Source organism: Stenotrophomonas sp. 85239_Sma (assembly GCF_056481725.1).
On sequence record NZ_CM151163.1, the window covers coordinates 3,339,842 to 3,360,413 of the forward strand.

The 20,572-nt window shown below is 66.8% G+C and carries 15 protein-coding genes and 1 riboswitch; of the genes, 7 read left to right on the top strand and 8 right to left on the bottom strand.

What is annotated here, in order from left to right; genetic code table 11:
* Window positions 1-101: 101 nt before the first annotated feature.
* Window positions 102-494, top strand: a complete 393-nt coding sequence (locus ACYKG1_RS15660) for a VOC family protein (protein ID WP_478470870.1) — start codon at window positions 102-104, stop codon at window positions 492-494.
* 33 nt (window positions 495-527) lie between these two features.
* On the opposite strand, the gene ACYKG1_RS15665 is transcribed toward ACYKG1_RS15660, so the two are convergent.
* Both ACYKG1_RS15665 and ACYKG1_RS15670 read right to left on the bottom strand, forming a co-directional pair.
* Complete coding sequence (locus tag ACYKG1_RS15665) at window positions 528-1,814, bottom strand: sensor histidine kinase (protein WP_100473579.1); 1,287 nt, start codon at window positions 1,812-1,814, stop codon at window positions 528-530.
* The gene (locus tag ACYKG1_RS15670) at window positions 1,801-2,514 is read right to left on the bottom strand and encodes a response regulator transcription factor (RefSeq protein WP_100473580.1); all 714 of its coding nucleotides are present in this window, start codon (window positions 2,512-2,514) and stop codon (window positions 1,801-1,803) included. The genes ACYKG1_RS15665 and ACYKG1_RS15670 overlap by 14 nt, the downstream gene beginning before the upstream one ends.
* 113 nt (window positions 2,515-2,627) lie before the next feature.
* Between ACYKG1_RS15670 and ACYKG1_RS15675 the strand changes: the two genes are divergently transcribed.
* The 4 genes from ACYKG1_RS15675 (at window position 2,628) to ACYKG1_RS15690 (ending at window position 9,438) form a co-directional block, all read left to right on the top strand.
* On the top strand, window positions 2,628-4,349 hold the full coding sequence (locus tag ACYKG1_RS15675) for an ArnT family glycosyltransferase (RefSeq protein WP_478472758.1): 1,722 nt from the start codon (window positions 2,628-2,630) through the stop codon (window positions 4,347-4,349).
* Window positions 4,350-4,460: 111 nt separating this feature from the next.
* A complete protein-coding gene (locus ACYKG1_RS15680) occupies window positions 4,461-5,228 on the top strand; it encodes a phosphatase PAP2 family protein (RefSeq protein WP_478470871.1) in 768 nt (255 codons plus the stop codon).
* The gene (locus ACYKG1_RS15685) at window positions 5,225-6,874 is read left to right on the top strand and encodes a phosphoethanolamine transferase (RefSeq protein ID WP_478470872.1); all 1,650 of its coding nucleotides are present in this window, start codon (window positions 5,225-5,227) and stop codon (window positions 6,872-6,874) included. The genes ACYKG1_RS15680 and ACYKG1_RS15685 overlap by 4 nt, the downstream gene beginning before the upstream one ends.
* A gap of 599 nt (window positions 6,875-7,473) precedes the next feature.
* Entirely contained in the window at window positions 7,474-9,438 is a 1,965-nt protein-coding gene (locus ACYKG1_RS15690; RefSeq protein ID WP_100473585.1) for a M2 family metallopeptidase, read from the top strand.
* 82 nt (window positions 9,439-9,520) lie between these two features.
* Here the strand turns inward: ACYKG1_RS15690 and ACYKG1_RS15695 are convergent, their stop codons facing one another.
* The 3 genes from ACYKG1_RS15695 to ACYKG1_RS15705 all read right to left on the bottom strand — a co-directional run bounded on the left by ACYKG1_RS15695 (window position 9,521) and on the right by ACYKG1_RS15705 (window position 12,246).
* Window positions 9,521-9,913: a hypothetical protein gene (locus ACYKG1_RS15695; RefSeq protein ID WP_478470873.1), complete on the bottom strand. Its 393-nt coding sequence runs from the start codon at window positions 9,911-9,913 to the stop codon at window positions 9,521-9,523.
* 68 nt (window positions 9,914-9,981) lie between these two features.
* Window positions 9,982-10,878 (bottom strand): siderophore-interacting protein, encoded by an 897-nt coding sequence (locus ACYKG1_RS15700; protein WP_478470874.1) that lies wholly within the window; start codon window positions 10,876-10,878, stop codon window positions 9,982-9,984.
* A 141-nt stretch (window positions 10,879-11,019) separates the two neighbouring features.
* Window positions 11,020-12,246: a multidrug effflux MFS transporter gene (locus tag ACYKG1_RS15705; RefSeq protein ID WP_478470875.1), complete on the bottom strand. Its 1,227-nt coding sequence runs from the start codon at window positions 12,244-12,246 to the stop codon at window positions 11,020-11,022.
* 299 nt (window positions 12,247-12,545) lie between these two features.
* Window positions 12,546-12,648, top strand: a riboswitch (glycine riboswitch).
* A 62-nt stretch (window positions 12,649-12,710) separates the two neighbouring features.
* Between ACYKG1_RS15705 and gcvP the strand changes: the two genes are divergently transcribed.
* The gene (gcvP, locus tag ACYKG1_RS15710) at window positions 12,711-15,578 is read left to right on the top strand and encodes an aminomethyl-transferring glycine dehydrogenase (RefSeq protein ID WP_100473588.1); all 2,868 of its coding nucleotides are present in this window, start codon (window positions 12,711-12,713) and stop codon (window positions 15,576-15,578) included.
* Window positions 15,579-15,670: 92 nt separating this feature from the next.
* On the opposite strand, the gene ACYKG1_RS15715 is transcribed toward gcvP, so the two are convergent.
* From ACYKG1_RS15715 to ACYKG1_RS15725, 3 genes are all read right to left on the bottom strand, one after another.
* The gene (locus ACYKG1_RS15715; RefSeq protein ID WP_005418291.1) at window positions 15,671-16,081 is read right to left on the bottom strand and encodes a VOC family protein; all 411 of its coding nucleotides are present in this window, start codon (window positions 16,079-16,081) and stop codon (window positions 15,671-15,673) included.
* 103 nt (window positions 16,082-16,184) lie between these two features.
* On the bottom strand, window positions 16,185-17,552 hold the full coding sequence (locus ACYKG1_RS15720; protein ID WP_100473589.1) for an amino acid permease: 1,368 nt from the start codon (window positions 17,550-17,552) through the stop codon (window positions 16,185-16,187).
* 82 nt (window positions 17,553-17,634) lie between these two features.
* Entirely contained in the window at window positions 17,635-18,357 is a 723-nt protein-coding gene (locus ACYKG1_RS15725; protein ID WP_014038112.1) for an AraC family transcriptional regulator, read from the bottom strand.
* A gap of 114 nt (window positions 18,358-18,471) precedes the next feature.
* On the opposite strand from ACYKG1_RS15725, the gene ACYKG1_RS15730 reads away from it, so the two are divergent.
* Window positions 18,472-20,562 (top strand): catalase, encoded by a 2,091-nt coding sequence (locus ACYKG1_RS15730; protein ID WP_262082830.1) that lies wholly within the window; start codon window positions 18,472-18,474, stop codon window positions 20,560-20,562.
* Window positions 20,563-20,572 lie beyond the last annotated feature (10 nt).

A 20,572-nucleotide genomic window follows, 5' to 3' on the forward strand; every position in this document is an offset into this window, starting at 1 on the left:
AAAGCGCCGCATAAAGCGGCGCACGATGAGATTAACATTGTCTTCACGCCGGGTCATGCTGCAGTGCCGGCCACGACCACATCCCCTCAGGGAGCCCACTCATGCAGCTTGGCGCCTTTTCGGTCAGCCTCTCGGTGAAGGATCTCGCGGCCTCTCGCGCCTTCTACGAAGCCCTCGGCTTTTCAGTCACCGGCGGTGACCCTGCCCAGAACTGGCTGGTGATGCGTAGCAACGGCACGGTGATCGGACTGTTCCAGGGCATGTTCGAGGGCAACCTGCTGACCTTCAACCCCGGTTGGGACCAGCACAAGCAGGAACTTCCCCGGTTCCAGGACGTGCGTGAGCTGCAGGCCGAGCTGGATGCCAAGGGCATCGCACTGGCAGTACGGACCGATCCCGATGGCCAGGGCACGGGCTATCTGCAGCTGGCCGATCCTGATGGCAATGTGATCCTGATCGACCAGCACGTGGCGCGACCGGCCAACCCCCAGTGAGGCGGGGTTGCCGGCCAGCGGCCGGCACTACCGTCATGTGGGGCGCGAGGCACTGAAGTCGAGCGTTGCGCGCGTTCCGCGCGGTTCGCAGGGCTGCAGCTGCAGGGTCCAGCCCAGGTGGCCGCATAGCCGGGCGATCAGGTCCAGGCCGATGCCACCGCCACGATCGGCGCGCTCGCCGCGGGCCATGCGCGCGTGGATCGCCGCGATCTCCTCCGGGCTCATGCCATGCCCGGGATCCTGCAGGGTCAGTACTGCCGACGAATCCAGCTGCAGCACGATATGGCCACGGCCGCTGTTCTCGATGGCGTTGCGCAGCAGGTTGCCGATGGCGGCCTGCACCACCGCCATCGGCGCAACGATATCCACCGGCGCCGCCTGGATGCCGATGCTCAGGTCCTTGTCGCCGAGCAGGTGGCGATGGTCGTCGACAATCTCCGGCAACAGCTGGTCCAGCGCGATGCGCTCGGCACGCGCGGCCAGGCGCGCCGGATCACGCGCCAGTACCAGCAGCAGCTCGATCAGCTGCTCCACGCTCTGCGCCGTGCGCAGCACCCGCTGCATCTGCTGGCGCGCGCGCTCGGGCAGGCCCGGTTGCTCCAGCGCCAGTTCGGCGGCGCCGGTCATCACCGCGATCGGCGTGCGCAGTTCGTGGCTGGCGGTGCTGATGAAGACCCGTTCACGCTCGACGAACTGCTCATTGCGATCGAGGTAGTCGTTCAGCGCATCGGCGATGGTGTGCAGCTCGGAACTGCCGCGCGGGTCGACATCGATTCGCTGGCCCTGCACGCCCGGCCGCAGAGCGCCGATGTGCTGGGCCAGCAGGCTCAACGGGCGCACCATGCGCTCCATGCCGAAAGACGCCATCAACACGGTGACGAAGATCATGATCACCCCGGCCAGCATCACCCAGCGCGTGGCGAACTGTTCCAGGTCATGGAAATCGGAGATGTCCAGCGCCAGTGCTACCCGTCCCATCGACTGGGTTTCACGCACCATCACCGCCGTCTCGCGGCCCTTGACCATCACTCCGTCATGCAGCCCCGGATGCAGGGTGCGCAGGCTCTCCGGCAGATTGACCGCGTCGAAGCGGTACAGGCTCAGCGTGTCCGAGTCCTGCCAGCGGTAATGAGGCTCGTGCTCGACATGCTCGACGATGCTGTCCAGTTCGGAATTGAGCAGCGCGCGCCACGCGGCGTGCTCGGCGTGTTCGTGCACGTAGTTGCCGACACTGAACACCGCGATCGACAGCAGTGCCAGGTACCCGAGCAGCCACCACACCACCCGCCGGTACAGCGGCCCCGGCTTACGCGCCCTCATCAGCATTCCTGCCGGCGTCGGCACCGTCCATCACCGCCAACCGATAGCCCACCCGCGGCAGCGTATGGATCAGCTTCTCGGCGAACGGTCCATCCACACTGCGGCGCAGCTCGTAGACATGCGAACGCAGCAGGTCGCCATCCGGCGGTTCGTCGCCCCAGAGCGCGAACTCCAGCTGCTGGCGGGTGACCGCGCCCGGGCTGGCGCGCATCAGCACTTCAAGCAGCTTGCGGCAGGCCGGGTACAGGTGCAGCACCTGGCCCTCACGCTGAACCTCCAGCGTCGCCAGATCCAGTACCAAGTCGCCGACCTGCAGCCGTTTGCGCGGGTTGCGCCCCTGCGCACGCAGCAGCAGTGCCTCCAGCCGCACTTCCAGCTCAGGAAGGGCGAACGGCTTGGTCAGGTAGTCGTCGGCCCCGGCGCGGAAACCGGCGATCTTGTCCGGCAGCTCGTCACGCGCGGTCAGCATGATCACCGGCACCTCCGACGCATGTTCGGCGCGCAACCGGCGCAGCACCTCCGGCCCCTCCATGCGCGGCAGCATCCAGTCCAGGATCACCGCATCGTAGGGGTGGCTGCCGGCCAGGTGCAGGCCGGTGATGCCATCCGGGGCCACGTCGAGCACGTGCCCGCGCGACTCGAAATAGTCGAACAGGTTGGCCACCAGCTGGCGGTTGTCCTCGATCACCAACAGACGCATGCACGAAACATCCACGGAAGTTCGTACCATGGTAGCGCCGACCATGTCGGAATGCGGTCGACCTGCGCCCGCTCCGACGCCTTTCCTACCCCTGCCACGTCAGAGTGGCCGTTTTGCTCCCGGAGCCTGCCGTGCCCGTAGCCCTGCCCCGCCGTTGGCGCCTGCCCCTGTTGTGGCTGCTGATCATCGCTGCATTGGCAGCGGGCATCGGCCTTCGGCAGCCGCAGCCGCCGGACGAGCCGCGCTTCGTGCTGGCCGCGCGGACCATGGTCGAAAGCGGGCAATGGCTGCTGCCACACCGTGGCAGCGAGCTGTACGCCGAGAAGCCGCCGGTTTTCATGTGGCTGCAGGCAGCCGCCTACGAGGTGATCGGCAGCTGGCAATGGTCGTTCCTGCTGCCTTCATTGCTGGGCGCCCTGCTGAGCCTGTGGCTGGTGTCGGATCTGGCACGGCGGCTGTGGTCGCCGCGGCATTCCATCTATGCCCTCGGCGCGCTGTTCTGCACCCTGCAGTTCGGCCTGATGGCCAAGCGCGCGCAGATCGACATGGTGCTGGTCGGCATGACCACGGTGGCCCTGTGGGGCTTGATGCGCCACCTGTGCGAGCGCCGCAACCTGCCCGCGCTGTGGCTGGCCGGTTTCGCCGCTGGCCTCGGCACGGTGACCAAGGGCGTGGGTTTCCTGCCGCTGCTGCTGGTGCTGCCCTGGTTCGGCTGGTGGCTGTACCAGCGCCGTCGCGGGCACCGTGTGGAGGGTCCGCACCCGGCAACGCTGCTGTGGCTGATCCCGGCATTCCTGCTGGGCGTGGGCGTGTGGCTGGCGCCGCTGGGCTGGGCCCTGCTGCATACGCCCAGCGCCGAACTGCAGGCCTACGCGCATGAGCTGCTGTTCAAGCAGACCGGCACCCGCTACGCCAATGCCTGGCACCACCGGCAGCCGGCCTGGTACTACCTGCAGGTGATCCTGACCCTATGGCTGCCAGGCAGCCTTCTGCTGCCGATGCTGTTCAAGCCCTGGTGGCGCCGCATCCGTCGTGGCGATCGCCGGCAGTGGCTGCTGCTGGGCTGGGCCGTACTGGTACTGGTGTTCTTCAGTGCCAGCCCGGGCAAGCGCGAGGTGTACCTGCTGCCGATGCTGCCTGCAATGGCGCTGGCCGTAGCGCCGCTGCTGCCGGGCCTGCTGCGCCGGCTGTGCGTGCGCCGCTACCTGTTCGGTTACAGCGTAGTGCTGATGCTGACCACCGGCGTGCTCGGCGTGATCCTGATGACCGAGCATCCGTGGGCCGTGGCGCAACTGGAGCGCCGGGCCATGCCGGATTCGCTGCTGCCGGTGCTGGGGGATGGCTTGCTGACCTTTGCCATTGCCTTGGCCACGCTGATCGTGTGGCTGCGGGTACGCCGTGCCGCAACGCTGGTGCTGCTGACCCACGGCATGCTGTGGATGCTCTACGGCCTGGTGCTGATCCCGGCGCTGGATCCGTATGCGTCGGCGTCGGCGGTAATGCGCCGGGTGGGCGCGCGGATCGGCCCCGACGCAGAGTTGGCACTGGTTGCCTGGCGCGAACAGAACCTGCTGCAGGCAGATCGACCGGTGCGTGAGTTCGGCTTCAAGCGCCCGTGGGCCGAGCAGTGGCATGACGCCGGCCCGTGGCTGGCCGAGGCACCGGGCAAGCGCTGGCTGCTGGTGCTGGACGATGCGATGAGCCCCTGCGTGGACCCCACCAAGGTGATCGACATCGGCATTGCCAACCGGAATCGTTGGCAACTGCTTCCCGGCACGGCCTGGGACCCGCAGTGCCACGCCGAGCGGGCAGGATCGACCGCCGAAGAAGACTGAACGTCGACCCGTGCCGGGCAAGCATTAACCCGGCACGAACGAGCGTCCGACCCTTCTCCGACATGCAGGTGACGAGCATGACCGCGGATTCCCGAACCGCCCCTTCCCAGCATGCCCGTTCGTCCCATCGATTCAGTAGCGCCGCTTGCGACATCGCCACTGGCGTCAAGATTTGCCGTAACTCACCTTTGGCTGCCTGTAGCACTCGGTCTGCCGGTGTTTACGCTGCTGATGGGGATGGGCGGCGATCAATGGGTGGCCGATCACCTGTTCCGCCTTGAAGGCGGCCGCTGGGCGCTGCAGGACGCCTGGATCACCCGCACGGTGGTGCACAAGGTGGGCAAATGGCTGAGCACGGCAGCGGCGCTGGTGGCGATCCTGCTGTGCTTCCATCACTGGCGCAGGGGACGCGATCGCACCCTGCGATGGGCGCTGCTTTACGTTGTGATTGCCATGGCGCTGGGCACCGGCATGATCTCCCTGCTGAAGGCGCTGGTGCCGATGGAATGCCCGTGGGACCTGCTGCGCTACGGCGGGCACCAGCCTTTCATCGGGCTCTTCACGGCACGCCCCGCTGGCATGACCGCACAGGCCTGCTTCCCGGCCGGGCACGCCAGTGCTGGCTATGCATGGTTGTCCCTGTACTTTTTCGCCTTGCTGTGGCGCCCTTCATGGCGCTGGGCCGGGTTGTGGATCGGCCTCGGCAGCGGCCTGGTGTTCGGCATCAGCCAGCAGGTCCGGGGCGCGCATTTCCTTTCGCATGACGTCGCCACTGCATTGATATGTTGGCTGCTTTCGCTGGGCCTGTATCTCATCGTCAAGCGCATCCTGACACGCCGTCAGCTGGACCGTTCCAACCGCCAGGAGGCAAACGCATGAGTGCGTCGGTCCACCGCCTCGCCCGCCTTCCCGCGTTGGCGAGTCTTCGCCGCTGGCGGCCGCAGCTGTCCACCGAAGCACTGATCGCACTGACCAGCCTGTTCTTCGCGGTGGCCGGCAACGGCTTGTTCTGGCACAGCGCGATGGCCAGCCATCCGGGCAGCCTGCGCTATGCGCTTTCGCTGCTGCTGTTGCTGCTGGGTGCACATGGCGTGCTGCTGGGCCTCCTGGTCTGGCGCTGGAGCGCCAAGGTGGTGATCAGCCTGTTGCTGCTGGTGACCGCATTCGCTGCGCACTACATGAGCCGCTACCACATCTACCTGGATGCGGACATGCTGCGCAACGTGCTGGCGACCGACCCCAAGGAAAGCCGTGAACTGATGACCGTGTCGCTGTTGTGGCCGGTGCTGTTGCTGGCGGTGCTGCCGATGATCGTGCTGTGGCGCGTGCAGCTGCGCCGTCGCAGCTGGGGCCGCAGCCTGCTCTGGCGCATCGGTTTCCTGGTGGCGGCGGCGGTAACCGCAGTGGGCGGTGCGCTGATCTCGTTCCAGGATATCTCCGCACTGATGCGCAACCAGCGCGAAGTGCGTTACCTCGCCACGCCGGCCAATGTGCTGCTGGGCTTGCCCCGTGCACTGCGTGGCGACAACCCGGTGCAGCGCGCGCCGAAGCTGCCGATCGGCACCGATGCCAAGGCCACCCCGCGTGCTCCGGCCAGCAAGCCGCGCCTGCTGGTGATCGTCATGGGCGAGACCGTGCGTGCGCAGAACTGGGGGCTCAACGGTGGCCGCAATACCACCCCGGAGCTGGCCCAGGCCAGCGTGGTCAATTTCCCGGACATGCATTCGTGCGGCACCAGCACCGAAGTTTCGCTGCCCTGCCTGTTCTCGCCGTGGGGACGCCACGACTACGACGAGAAGAAGATCCGCGCGCACCAGTCGCTGCTGCATGTATTGAACCGTGCCGGCATCACCCCGCTGTGGCGTGACAACCAGTCCGGCTGCAAGGGCGTATGCGAAGGCCTGGACTTCCAGTCGCTGTCCGATGCCACCACGCCGGGCCTGTGCGCGGATGGTCGCTGCATGGACGAGATCCTGCTGCAGGACCTGGCCACCCAGGTACGTGCGAAACCGGGCGACCGCGTGGTGGTGCTGCACGAGCTGGGCAACCATGGCCCGGCCTACTTCGAGCGCTATCCACCCGCGTTCCGCCGCTTCACCCCGACCTGCGATACCCGTGACATCGGCCGTTGCTCGCGCGAAGAGATCACCAACAGCTACGACAACGCCGTGCTGTACACCGATCACTTCCTGACCAAGACCATCGGCACGCTGCAGGGCATGCAGGACTACGACACGGCGATGATCTACCTGTCCGACCACGGCGAGTCGCTGGGCGAGAAGGGCCTGTTCCTGCACGGCGTGCCGTACGCCATTGCCCCGGCCGAGCAGACCCGGGTACCGATGACGATGTGGTTCTCGCCGGGCTTTGCCAGCAGCCGCGGATTGGACCTGCAGTGCGTGCGCAAGCGTTCGGCGGCGTACACGGACCATGACAACCTGTTCCCGTCGGTGCTGGGCCTGATGCAGGTGAAGACCTCGCTGTACGAGCGAGACCGCGACGTGTTCGCCAACTGCGAGAGTTGAGGATTGTTCGGCAGGGCTTGCAGCCCTGCACCCGCAGAGGCAACGGCAACTTCAACGACCGAAGCAACAGCAACAGCGGGGTATCCGTGGGATGGCGGGGTGGGTCCGGTGGCGGGAGACGCCGTAAACCCATCCCTGGGGGCTTGGCCGCGGCATCCATGCCGCGGACACTCCCGCCACCGGAACCATCCCGCCTTCGACAGTTTTCCGCGATCTGTTGGAACGACCTTGGGGTCGGATCCGTTTTTCCTTCGGAAAACGGATCCGACCCCATTTTTGTTTGTCGATACCTGACAGATGTGTCGACCAAGGTCGACACCTACCGACAGCACACGGAATCTGTCACAGGTGGGGCGGTGTCGGCGTGCGGGGTGTCAGCCGCATGGATGCGGCTGCCAAGCCTACATGGACGTACTTGCGGCGTCCCCGCACTCCGACACCGCCCCGCCCCCCCACGGAATCCTCGCTTTTGAAGTTGACGTTGTCCTTGCTTGAAAGCCTCTGCGGGTGCCGGGCGCCGGCCGGCCGACTTCCGCCACTTGCGGTGACAGCGACGGCCCACTAGCCTTCGGCCGTCGTTCACCACCCAAGGACCGCCCGTGAAACACCGTCATCTCCTGCTGGCCTCGGCAATCGCCGCCGCCACGCTGGCCCTGGTCGCCTGCAAGAAGGAAGCTGCCCCAGGTACCGATACCGCCAGCAGCAGCGCCCCGGCCGGCGAAACCGCCGACCAGTTCGTGGCCCGCATCAATGCCGAATTCAAGGCCGCCTACCCGGAGATGACCTCGGCGCAGTGGCTGTCCTCCACCTACATCAACAGTGATTCCGAACGCATCGCGGCCAAGGCCAACGAGCGTTCGCTGACCCAGCTCAACAGCTGGATCGAACAGGCCGCCAGGTTCGACGGTAAGCCGATGAGTGAGGACAGCAAGCGCGCGATCCACCTGCTGAAGCTGATGTCGTCGATGCCGGCACCGCGCGATCCGGCCAAGCTGGCCGAGCTGACCCAGATCGCCACGCGCATGGAAGGCAGCTATGGCGCCGGCAAGTACTGCACCGATGCCAACGATCCGAACTCCTGCCGCCAGCTGGGCGAGCTGGAGCAGGTGCTGGCGCGCAGCCGCGATTACGACCAGCAGCTCGACGCCTGGCAGGGCTGGCACAGCACCACCAGGAGCATGCGCGGCGACTACCAGAAGTTTGTCGGGCTGGTGAACGAAGGTGCCAAGGGCATGGGCTTCACCGATGCCGGGCAGATGTGGCGCAGCGGCTACGACATGCCGCCGGAGCAGATCGGCCCGGAAACCGACCGCCTATGGGAGCAGGTCAAGCCGATGTACGAGCAGCTGCATTGCTATGCACGCGGCAAGCTGGACAAGACCTACGGCAAGGACAAGGCCGAAGTGGGCAACGGCCTGATCGCCGCGCACCTGCTGGGCAACATGTGGCAGCAGGACTGGTCGAACCTGTGGGACCAGCTGGAACCGTACCCGGGTGCCGGCAGCCTGGACATCACCGCGGCGCTTGAAAAGCAGTACCAGGCCAACCTGAGCGCAGCGCTGGCCAAGGCCGGCAAGGACGCCAACGTGGCGGCGCAGTACAAAGCGCAGCGCGAGGCCGAACTGCGTACCGCCAAGCAGATGACCGAACGCGCGCAGGACTTCTACGTGTCGCTGGGCATGCCGTCGCTGCCGCAGTCGTACTGGGAGAAGACCCAGTTCATCAAGCCCGATGACCGCGACGTGGTCTGCCACGCCAGCGCCTGGGACATGAACATGGAAGGCGACGTGCGCACGAAGATGTGCATCAAGCCGAACGAAGAGAACTTCACCACCATCTACCACGAGCTGGGCCACATCTATTACGACCTGGCCTACAACCCCCTGCCGCCGCTGTTCCAGGGCGGAGCCAACGATGGCTTCCATGAAGCGATCGGCGACACCATCGTGCTGGCCATGACGCCCAAGTACCTCAGCTCGATCGGCCTGGTCGATGCGCCGACCGAAAGCCGCGAGGCGGTCATCAACAACCAGATGCGCATGGCACTGTCGGGTGTGTCGTTCCTGCCGTTCGGGCTGATGATCGACCGCTGGCGCTGGGGCGTGTTCGACGGTTCGATCACCGCCGACAACTACAACAAGGCATGGTGGGACCTGAAGGCCAAGTACCAGGGCGTGGCACCGGCCAGCACCCGTGGCGAAGAATTCTTCGACCCGGGCGCGAAGTACCACGTGCCGGGCAACACCCCGTACACGCGTTACTTCCTGGCGCGCATCCTGCAGTTCCAGTTCTACAAGGGCCTGTGCGACGCGGCCGGCTACAAGGGCCCGCTGCATGAGTGCACCTTCTACGGCAACAAGGAAGCCGGCCAGAAATACTGGGCGATGCTGAGCAAGGGTGCCAGCCAGCCGTGGCAGGCCACGCTGAAGGAGCTGACCGGCACCGACAAGCTCGATGCCGGCCCGATGATCGAGTACTTCACCCCGGTCAATGAGTGGTTGAAGCAGCAGAACGAAGGCCAGATGTGCGGCTGGCAGGCCAACGCGGCCCCGGCGGCGAAATGAAAAAAGGGGCGGATCCGCAAGGATCCGCCCCTTTCAGGTGTTGTAGAGCCGAGCATGGCTCGGCTCGACGGTTTGGCAGCGATCAGCTGCCCTTCTTCGCCGCCATCGCTGCAGCCAGTTCGGCCTTGAATTCCTCGAAGGTCTGGCCCTTCTCTTTCGCTTCGGCCTGCGCGGCATCGCGCAGCGCATCGGAGTACATCAGGCGCACTGGCGTGCCGTTGCGCTCGTGCAGCTCACCGGCCTGCATGATCAGCGCCAGTACCTGCGCGGCAGAATCACTGTGGCCGGCGATGCGGCCATCCATGCCCAGCACCCATTCGCCATCACGGCGCACGACACCGGCCAGCAGGGTGCGCTGCGCGTCGCGCAGTTCGGCATGCGGCTCCACCGGCGAGGCCTGGGCAGCGGCCTTGTTGGCGGCCTGCTTTTCCTGGCGACGGCGCTGGTCGCGGCGGGTCTTGGAGCTGGTGGACATGGTGCGGTACCGCTGCGAGGGGGGCGCAAGGATAGCGCACCCCGCCCGCAGCGCCGCTTCACGCCACCTCAGTCCAGCACTTTGCCGTGCCGCCAGTAGCCCATGAAGGTGATCGCACGATGGTCCAGCCCGCAGTCGCGGACCAGATGGCGACGGATCGCCATCACGGCCCCGGCCTCGCCTGCCACCCAGGCGTACAGCGGCCCGGCCACGCGGGTATCGGCCTGCTCCCAGAGGATCTGCGTATCGACGTCGATCTCCTCCAGCGCATCGCCGGCAGCCACACCCGAGGCCGCGGCCAACCTTGCCTGGACTGCATGCAGCAAGGGCTGCCCGAACGCCGCCTGCCCGCGCGGCAACCAGACCAGCTCGGCCGTGGCCGGCGCCTTCAGGGGAACCGCATCACCGGCCTGCGCCACTTCCAGCAGGGCCAGCGTACGCGGCGGATCCACCATGGCCGCCAGTTCCTCGAGAATGCCGGCCACGGCCGGCAGCGCGGTCTCGTCAGCCACCAGCAGCACCTGGCCAACGCCGGCCGGCGGCTTCCATTCCCAGCCCTCGCTGCTGTCGGCGCAGTCGGCATCCGGGGCCAGCAGCACCACACGGTCGCCCGGCCGTGCATGCATGGCCCAGCGCGAGGCGGGGCCGGTCACGCCGTGGATGACGAAATCGACGTCGACCTCGCCCTGCTCTGCACGCAACTGGCGGATGGTGTAGGTGCGCATCGGTGGGCGCTGGTCGTCCGGCAGGGCCCGATAGCGCGGGTACCAGTCCTCGCCGCTGGGGACCTGCGGCACCTCCTGGCCGGGCAAGGGGAAGAACACCTTGATGCGCTGGTCCGGGCCTTCGGTCTTCATCCGCGCCACGTCGGCACCGGTGAACACCATGCGGTCCAGGGAAGGGGAAAGAACGCGGCGCTCCTTCAGCGCCACCTCGAACAGGCGGTAGGTCTGCTGCGCAGCCATGGGGGTACCTCATGCAACGACAGTGGATCGGCTGGCTGTCGTGCACCCGTGCACCGGCTGGCTGGAGTACCCAGCCTAGTCCGGTGGTTTCCCGTCGCAAGTGCTGCGGGCGTCACGGCCCGCCCTACCCCTGCACGCTGCTCAGTGACCTGTGCTGGCCGCCTGCGCCGTGTGTTCGCGCTGGTGTTCCCAGTACCAGAACACGAAGCCGGCGCCGAAGAACGCCGCCTGGCCCAGCGCCAGGTGCAGCGGGCTGGCGCTGAGCAGCGGTGACACCACGCCGGCCACCACGGTGCTGATCATCAGCTGCACGAAGGCCTGCAGCGACGAGGCCAGGCCGCGCTGGTGCGGGTACATGTCCAGCACCGCCAGCGCCAGGATCGGGAAGATTAATGCCATGCCCATGCCGCCCAGGAAGATCGGCAGCACCGCCCACGGCAGCACGAACTGCGGCGCCAGCGCCACGTAGCCGACGTTCAGCAGCACCGACAGCGCGCACAGGCCGAAACCGATGGCGACCTGGCGGGTGGGCGTGGTGTGCCCGGCCATGCGCCCGGACAGGAACGAGCCGGTGGTCATGCCGCCGATGGTGGGGATGAACAGCCAGGCGAAGCCGCCCTCGCCCAGATGCAGGTGCTGCATCACGAACACCGGCGCCGAGGCGATGTACAGGAAGATGCCGCCGAAACCGATGCTGCCGGCCAGCGCCAGGCGCAGGAAGCGCGGGTTGAAACCGATGCGCACGTAATCACGCATCAGCACGCGCGGCGACAACGGCACCCGGGCCTCGACCGGGTGGGTTTCCGGCAGGTAGCGTGCGGTGGCTGCCAGCAGGACCAGTGCGAACACCACCAGGAACCAGAAGATCAGCGGCCAGCCAGCACCGCTGAGCAGGATCCAGCCGCCGATGATCGGCGCGATGGCCGGGGCGATGCCGAACAGCATCGACACCTGGCTCATCAGCCGCTGCGCGTCATGGCCGTGGTACAGGTCGCGGATCACCGCCCGGCCGACGATCATGCCGACGCCTGCAGACAGGCCCTGCAGCGCGCGGAACGCCAGCAGCGTGGTCAGGTCGGTGGACAGCGCACAGCCGACCGAGGCGCCGACGAAAATCACCAGGCCACCGAGGATCACCCGCTTGCGTCCCCAGGCGTCAGACAGCGGGCCATGCGCCAGGCTCATCAGGCCGTAGAACAGCAGGTACACGCTGATGGTCTGCTGCACCGCCACCTCGTCCACCGCCAGGCGCTGGGCCAGCTGCGGGAACGCCGGGAAGATGGTGTCTATCGAGAACGGGCCGAACATGGCCAGGCCGGCGAGCAGCAGGGCCATGCGGCGGGTGGAAGGAGCAACAGCGGCGGTCATGGGGAAGGCGTCCGGCAGGGCCATGCGCAGCACGCACGGCGGGCGCCGATCCCCTTCTGCAGGGACGGCGCCAGATCAATTCGGGTATCCGCCCATCATAGGTGGGGATTGCGCCTGATGCCATGCAGCGGTGCACAAAACGCACGGCCGGGCCATCGGCCATTCAGGCGCAACGGCCGGGCCCGGAGGCGGCTGGCGCGCCCGCAACGGGCTATAATCGGCGGGCAACACGGTGGGAGAAGCGGAACACCGCTGCCGAAGGCGCAACGCCCGTAATCGCTCAGGCCCGATACCACCCGTAACACAACTCTGGAGAGACCGGTTCGATCCGGCGCCGAAGGGGCACGAAGCTGCGGTCCGCCGCGCTTTTAAACTCTCAGGCAAAAGGACAGAGGGGCGCCCCGCAGACCGCCGACCGGCGGCTTGTGCCCGTGCGTGTGCCCTTTCCTGACGGATCCTTCGCCATGTCCCAGAACACCCCTTCCCTGCGTGAGCTCGAGCATCATTCCGCGTTCGTCGAGCGCCACATCGGCCCCAACGATGCCGAGATCGCGCAGATGCTCGACGTCGTCGGCCACGCGTCGCTGGATGCGATGACCGATGCCATCGTACCGGCCAAGATCAAGTCGCCGGCGCCGCTGGCACTGCCGGAGTCGATGACCGAAGTGCAGGCGCTGGCGAAGATCCGTGCGATCGCCGACAAGAACACCGTGCTGCGCAGTTTCATCGGCCAGGGCTACTACGGTACCCACACGCCGAACGTGATCCTGCGCAACATCCTGGAAAACCCGGCCTGGTACACCGCCTACACCCCGTACCAGGCGGAAATCTCGCAGGGCCGCATGGAAGCGCTGATCAACTTCCAGACCCTGTGCGCCGACCTCACCGGCATGGAAATCGCCAACGCCTCGCTGCTGGACGAAGCCACCGCCGCCGCTGAAGCGATGACCCTGGCCAAGCGTTCGGCCAAGTCGAAGTCGGACACCTTCTTCGTGCACGACGCCGTGCACCCGCAGACGCTGGAACTGCTGCGTACCCGCGCAGAACCCATGGGCATCGTGCTGCGCGTCGGCACCCCGGCCGAAGCACTGGAAGCGGAAGCCTTCGGCCTGCTGCTGCAGTACCCGGATACCTTCGGCCAGGTCGGCGATTACAAGGCGCTGGTCGACGCCGTGCACGCACGCGGCGGCCTGGTGGCCGTGGCCACCGACCTGCTGGCCCTGACCCTGCTGGCCGCCCCGGGCGAATGGGGCGCGGACATCGTGGTCGGCAACAGCCAGCGTTTCGGCGTGCCGTTCGGCTTCGGTGGTCCGCACGCGGCCTTCATGGCCTGCCGCGATGCCTACAAGCGCTCGATGCCGGGCCGCCTGATCGGCGTCTCGGTCGATGCCCAGGGCAACCCGGCCTACCGCCTGACCCTGCAGACCCGCGAGCAGCACATCCGCCGCGAGAAGGCCACCTCCAACATCTGTACCGCGCAGGTGCTGCTGGCAGTGATGGCCTCGATGTATGCCGTCTACCACGGCCCGGACGGCCTGACCCGCATCGCCCGCCGCACCCATCGCCTGGCCTCGATCCTGGCCGCCGCGCTGCGCAACGCCGGCGTGCAGGTCGGTGGTGACTTCTTCGACACCCTGCACGTCACCGGCGTGCATGCCGATGAAATCCACGCCAAGGCCCGCGCCGCCGGTTACAACCTGCGCGCGATCGACAGCGACTCGGTCGGCATCAGCCTGGACGAGACTGCCACCCGCGCCGACGTGGTCGCGCTGGCTGCCGTGTTCGGTGCCCAGGCCGACGTCGACGCGCTGGATGCCAGCACCGCCGACGCACTGCCGGCCGGCCTGCTGCGCCAGTCCGCGTTCCTGACCCATCCGGTGTTCAACACCCACCACAGCGAGCACGAACTGCTGCGCTACCTGCGTTCGCTGGCCGACAAGGACCTGGCGATGGACCGCACGATGATCCCGCTGGGCTCGTGCACCATGAAGCTCAACGCCACCGCCGAGATGATCCCGGTGACCTGGCCGGAGTTCTCGCAGATCCACCCGCTGGTGCCGGCCGACCAGGCGCTGGGCTACAAGGAACTGATCGACACGCTGGAAGCGATGCTGGTGGAATGCACCGGCTACGACGCGGTCAGCCTGCAGCCGAACTCCGGCGCGCAGGGCGAGTACGCCGGCCTGCTGGCGATCCGCGCCTACCACCGCTCGCGCGGCGAAGACCACCGCGACATCTGCCTGATCCCGGACTCGGCGCACGGCACCAACCCGGCCTCGGCGCAGATGTGCGGCATGAAGGTGGTGGTGACCAAGACCGATGCCAACGGCAACGTCGACGTGGAAGACATCCGCCTCAACGCCGAAAAATACAGCGACCGCCTGGCCGCGATCATGATGACCTACCCGTCCACGCACGGCGTGTTCGAGGAAGAGGTGGTGGAGATCTGCGAGATCATCCACAAGCACGGTGGCCAGGTGTACACCGACGGCGCCAACATGAACGCCCTGGTTGGCGTGGCCAAGCCGGGCAAGTGGGGTTCGGACGTTTCGCACCTGAACCTGCACAAGACCTTCTGCATCCCGCACGGCGGTGGCGGTCCGGGCGTCGGCCCGTGCGCGGTCAAGGAGCATCTGGCCCCGTTCCTGCCGGGCAAGCTGGGTGACAACGGCCCGGTCGGCATGGTCAGCGCAGCCAGCTTCGGCAGCGCCTCGATCCTGCCGATCAGCTGGATGTACATCGCGATGATGGGCCGCGACGGCCTGCGCAAGGCCACCCAGGTCGCGCAGCTCAACGCCAACTACATCGCCAAGCGCCTGGCCCCGCACTTCAAGACCCTGTACACCGGCCGCAACGGCCTGGTGGCACACGAGTGCATCCTCGACGTGCGCCCGTTGGAGAAGACCAGCGGCATCGGTGCCGAGGACGTGGCCAAGCGCCTGATCGACTTCGGCTTCCACGCCCCGACCCTCAGCTTCCCGGTGGCCGGCACGCTGATGGTGGAGCCGACCGAGAGCGAATCGCTGCACGAACTGGATCGCTTCATCAACGCGATGATCCAGATCCGCGAGGAAATCACTGCGATCGAAGACGGCCGCCTGGACCGCGAGGACAACCCGCTGAAGAACGCGCCGCACACTGCCACCGCAGTGACCGCCAGCGAGTGGACCCACGCCTACCCGCGCGAACTGGCCGCCTTCCCGCTGGCCAGCCTGAAGCAGAGCAAGTACTGGCCGCCGGTGGCGCGTGTCGACAACGTGTACGGCGACAAGAACGTGATGTGCGCCTGCATCCCGGTCGATGCCTACAAGGATGATGAAGTCGAGGCGTGATTCCTCACTGCATCGGTGACGAAAACGGCCCGCGCGAGCGGGCCGTTTTCGTAAGGGCGCGTGGACCAAGGCCCGCACCCACACACATCGGATCACGGGTCAGGCATCTGCCCCAGGCTCAACTGCCATGACACGCCGAAGCGGTCCTGCACCCAGCCGTAGCGGTTGCTGAAATCGTAATCGCCCACCGGCATCAGCCAATGGCCGCCCTCGCCCAGCACGCGTGCGGCTCGTTCGAACTGCTCGGCGCCGGAACACTCGACGAACAGCGAGATCGACGGCGAGAAGGTGAAATCGTGCACGTCCAGGCTGTCGAAGCACAGGTAGTGGGTGCCACCGAGCAGGAAGATGGCCTGGCGGACCTGCCCGGGCACGCCAGCGCCGGCCCCCTCGGGGTGGCGTTGCAGGGCCAGCAGGCGGAAGTCGGCAAAGGCTTCGGCGTACAGGGCCAGCGCGGCCTCGGCCTGGCCGGTGAACATCAGGAAGGGACGGCTGCGCAGCATGCGGTGCTCCTGTTCGACGGGCCGATGACGGCCCATGCGATCAGGATGGCACGGCGGATGTGCAGCCCCCGTGGTAGTGCCGGCCGCTACCCGGCAGCTTCCATCAAGCCTCGCGCATGCGCCGTGCGATGGCGCTGCTGGCGGCGATCGTGGCAGTCAGCGCCACCATCGACAGGAACTGCAGCCGGGTATGCGCTTCACTCAGCAGCAGCCCGAAGATCAGCGCCAGGATCGCCAGCGCACACACGGTCAGCCACGGGAAGCCGGCCATGCGGAATGGCAGGCGGGTACCCAGGCGATCCGCACGCCTACGCAGCACCAGCTGCGAGACCAGCGACAGCGTCCACACCAGCAGGCAGGTGGAGCCGACGATGTTCAGCAGCACCGGCAGCACCTTGTCCGGGAAGAGCAGCTCCATCACCGTGGCGGCAAATCCGAACAGCACGCTGGCCAGCACGGCGATCACCGGCACCTGGCGCGGGTCGGTCCAGCCAAGCACGGCCGGGGCTTCGCGGCGCTGCGCCAGCGAATACATCATGCGCGAGGCGCCGTAGAGGTTGGCATTGAGCGCCGACAGCAGCGCGATCACTGCAATCAGGGTGATGGCGGTACCGGCGCCCGGGATGCGGGCGATGTCCAGCACGGCGGCGAACGGCGACTTCAGCGCCTCGCTCGTCCACGGCACCACGGCGATGATCACGCTCAGCGAGCCGATGTAGAACACCAGGATGCGCCAGGCCACGGTGCGGATGGCACGGGCAATGCTGCGCTCGGGATCTTCGGTTTCAGCCGCCGCAACGGCCACGATCTCAGTTCCGCCAAAGGCAAAAACGACAACCAGCAGCGCCGCGCCAATCCCGGCCAGGCCCTTGGGTGCAAATCCGCCGTGCTCGGTGAAGTTGCTCAGGCCTGGCGAGGTGACCTGCGGCAGCCACCCCATCAGCAGCGCCACACCGATGGCGATGAAGGCCAGGATCGCCGCCACCTTGAGGATGGCGAACCAGAATTCGAACTCGCCGAAGTTCTTCACCCCGAGCAGGTTGATCGCGGTGAAGAACAGCATGAACGCCAATGCCGCCATCGGTACCGGTATCGCCGGCCAGACGGTAGCCAGCAGCCCGGCGGCGCCCACCGCTTCGGCGGCGATCACGATCACCAGCTGCACCCACCACAGCCAGCCGACCGTGGCGCCGGCCGTGGCGCCCATGGCATCGGCGGCGTACACCGAGAACGCACCGCTGGTCGGCTTGGCCGCCGCCATCTCGCCCAGTGCGTTCATCACGATGATCACCAGCGCACCGGCTACCAGATACGACACCAGCACCGCCGGGCCTGCGGCCTGCACACCCACGCCCGAGCCGAGGAACAGGCCGGCACCGATGGCGCTACCCAGGCCCATCATGATCAGCTGGCGGGGCTTGAGCGAATGTCCGAGGCGGGACGGCGAAGCGGTCGGAATCGAGTTGGGCATCGGCGGGGCTGGCGGCGGGCTACAGGGGCGACACCTTACCCTGTCCCGTGCCCACGGGGATAGGCACAGCGCAGCAGGCGGCTCAGGCCAGCGCCGGCTCGCCGACGTTCCCACCGATACGGGCACGGTAGGCGCGTGGCGAAAAACCGGTTTCAGCCTTGAACTTGCGGGTAAAGGCACTCTGGTCGCTGAAACCGCAGGCCTGGCCGATGCAGGCGATGCTGTCGTCGCCATGCAGCAGGTGCATGGCCATCTGGATCCGCAGCCGGGTGAGCACCTGCTGCGGGGTCATCTGGAACACCTTGCGGAAACTGCGCTCCAGCTTGGACAGCGAGAAGCCGGTGATGTCCAGTAGCGTCTGCATGCGCACGTTCTCGGCGTAGTGCGCGTTGAGATGGGCCAGCGCCAGCCGCAGCTGCTCGTACTGGGTGCCCAGGCTGTCCTTCTGTCCCAGGTCGCGGGAGATGCCGATCAGGCCCTCTATGGCCCCGTCGACCACCAGCGGGCGCTTGCAGGTCAGGCACCAGCCCGGTTCGCGGTTGGCGAACAGGTGCAGCTCCATCAGGTTCTCGATCACCTCGCCGGACAGCACGCGGGCATCCTGGTCGACGTAGTCCGCACTGAGGCCGGTCGGGTAGATCTCGGCCGCGGTACGGCCGATCACGTCCTTGCGCGCGCGCAGGCCCAGCCGCCGCAGCATGGTCTGGTTGACGTGGGTATAACGCCCCTGGCGGTCCTTGATGAAGAACAGCACATCCGGGATGGCGTCGAACAGGGCTTCGATGTCGGCGGGCTCGACTCGCATGTAGCAAGCATACCCGAGCCTGCTTTTGCCTGTACGTTCACCTTTGCCGGACCTTGGTTTAACGGGTCCGGTTCCAGTGTCGTGGTTCCCTTTGATGATCCGGAGCCACCATCCATGGCCGCCAGCAAGCCGACCGGCAAGCGCGCAACCGCCCAGACCGAGAACGATCGCCGGGGCAATGGCGATGAACTGCACCAGCAGGCCGGGGGCAGCCACCCGGCGATGACCACCGACCAGGGCATCCCGGTGGCGGACAACCAGAACTCCCTGCGGCAGGGACCTCGGGGACCCACACTGCTGGAGGACTTCATCCTGCGGGAGAAGATCACCCACTTCGACCATGAGCGCATCCCCGAGCGCATCGTGCACGCACGTGGCAGCGCGGCACATGGCTACTTCGAGTTGACCCGATCGCTGGCGGCCCACAGCCGTGCACGCATCCTGACCGAGGTAGGCGTGAAGACGCCAGTATTCACCCGCTTCTCGACCGTGGCCGGTGGCGCGGGCTCGGTGGATACCCCGCGCGACGTGCGCGGCTTTGCGGTCAAGTTCTATACCCGGGAAGGCAACTGGGATCTGGTCGGCAACAACATCCCGGTGTTCTTCATCCAGGACGCGATGAAATTCCCGGACCTCGTGCATGCGGTGAAGATGGAGCCTGATCGTGCCTTTCCTCAGGCCGCCTCCGCCCACGACACTTTCTGGGATTTCATCTCGCTGATGCCCGAATCGATGCACATGATCATGTGGGCGATGAGTGATCGCGCCATCCCGCGCTCGCTGCGCATGATCGAGGGTTTTGGCGTGCACAGCTTCCGCCTGCTGAACGAGGCGGGTGACTCGACCTTCGTGAAGTTCCACTGGCGGCCAAAGCTGGGCATCCAGTCCACGGTGTGGGACGAAGCGCTGAAACTGCAGTCGGCCGACAACGACTTCCATCGCCGCGACCTGTTCGAGGCCATCCAGCGCGGCGACTTCCCGGAATGGGAACTGGCAGTGCAGCTGTTCACCGAAGAACAGGCCGACAGTTTCCCGTTCGATCACCTGGATCCGACCAAGATCATTCCCGAATCGCTGGTGCCGTTGCAGGTGATCGGGCGCATGGTGCTGGACCGATGGCCGGACAACTTCTTCGCCGAGACCGAGCAGGTGGCGTTCTGCCCGGCCAATGTGCCACCGGGCATCGACTTCAGCAACGACCCGCTGCTGCAGGGCCGCCTGTTCTCCTACCTGGACACCCAGCTGCTGCGTCTGGGCGGGCCGAACTTCCACCAGATCCCGGTGAATGCCCCGAAGTGCCCATTCGCCAATCACCAGCGCGACGGCCACATGCAGATGCAGGTGCCCAAGGGCCGCGTCGCCTACGATCCCAGCTCGCTGCAGGACGACACACCGCGCGAGACCCCGAGCGGCTTCCGCAGCCACGCCAGTGCGGACGACGGTCGCAAGGGGCGCACCCGCGCGGAGAGCTTCGCCGACCACTACAGCCAGGCGCGCATGTTCTTCCGCAGCCTTGAAAAGCCGGAGCAGGCGCACCTGGCATCGGCGCTGGTGTTCGAACTGTCGAAGGTGGAAACGCTGAAGGTGCGGGTACGGACCGTCAGCCATCTGCGCAACATTGATGACGCATTGGCGCAGCGCGTGGCCGATGGACTGGCGCTGCCTGCCCTGCCCGACCCGGCGCCCACCGCCACCCCGGCACGCGACATGCCGCCGGCCCCCGAGGTGCGCGTGATCGGCCGCACCAAACCCACCCTGCAGGGGCGCTGCATTGGCATCCTCTTCGATGAAGGTTCTGACGCCCGCATGATTGCCAGCCTGAGCAAGGCCGCGCGGAAGGCGGGTGCGGACGTGAAGCTGGTCGCGCCGAAAGTGGGCGGCGCCACGCTCAGCGACGGCACGTTGCAGGCGGCCGATGGACAATTGGCCGGCACCCCATCGGCTGTGTTCGATGCGGTAGCCGTGGTGCTGAGCCTGGAGGCGTCGAAGGCGTTGTCCAAAGAGAGTGCCGCCATCGAGTTCGCCAGCCAGGCGTGGGCTCACCTGAAGGCCATCGCCAGCGACACGGGCGGCCAGGCGCTGCTGAAGGCAGCAAGAGTCGGCAACGACGCCGGCATCGTCGAAGCGGAGGACGTCAAGGGGTTCCTGGCGGCGGCCGCCACCCGCCAGTGGGCCCGCGAACCCAAGCTGCGACTGCTGGCCTGACCACACGACA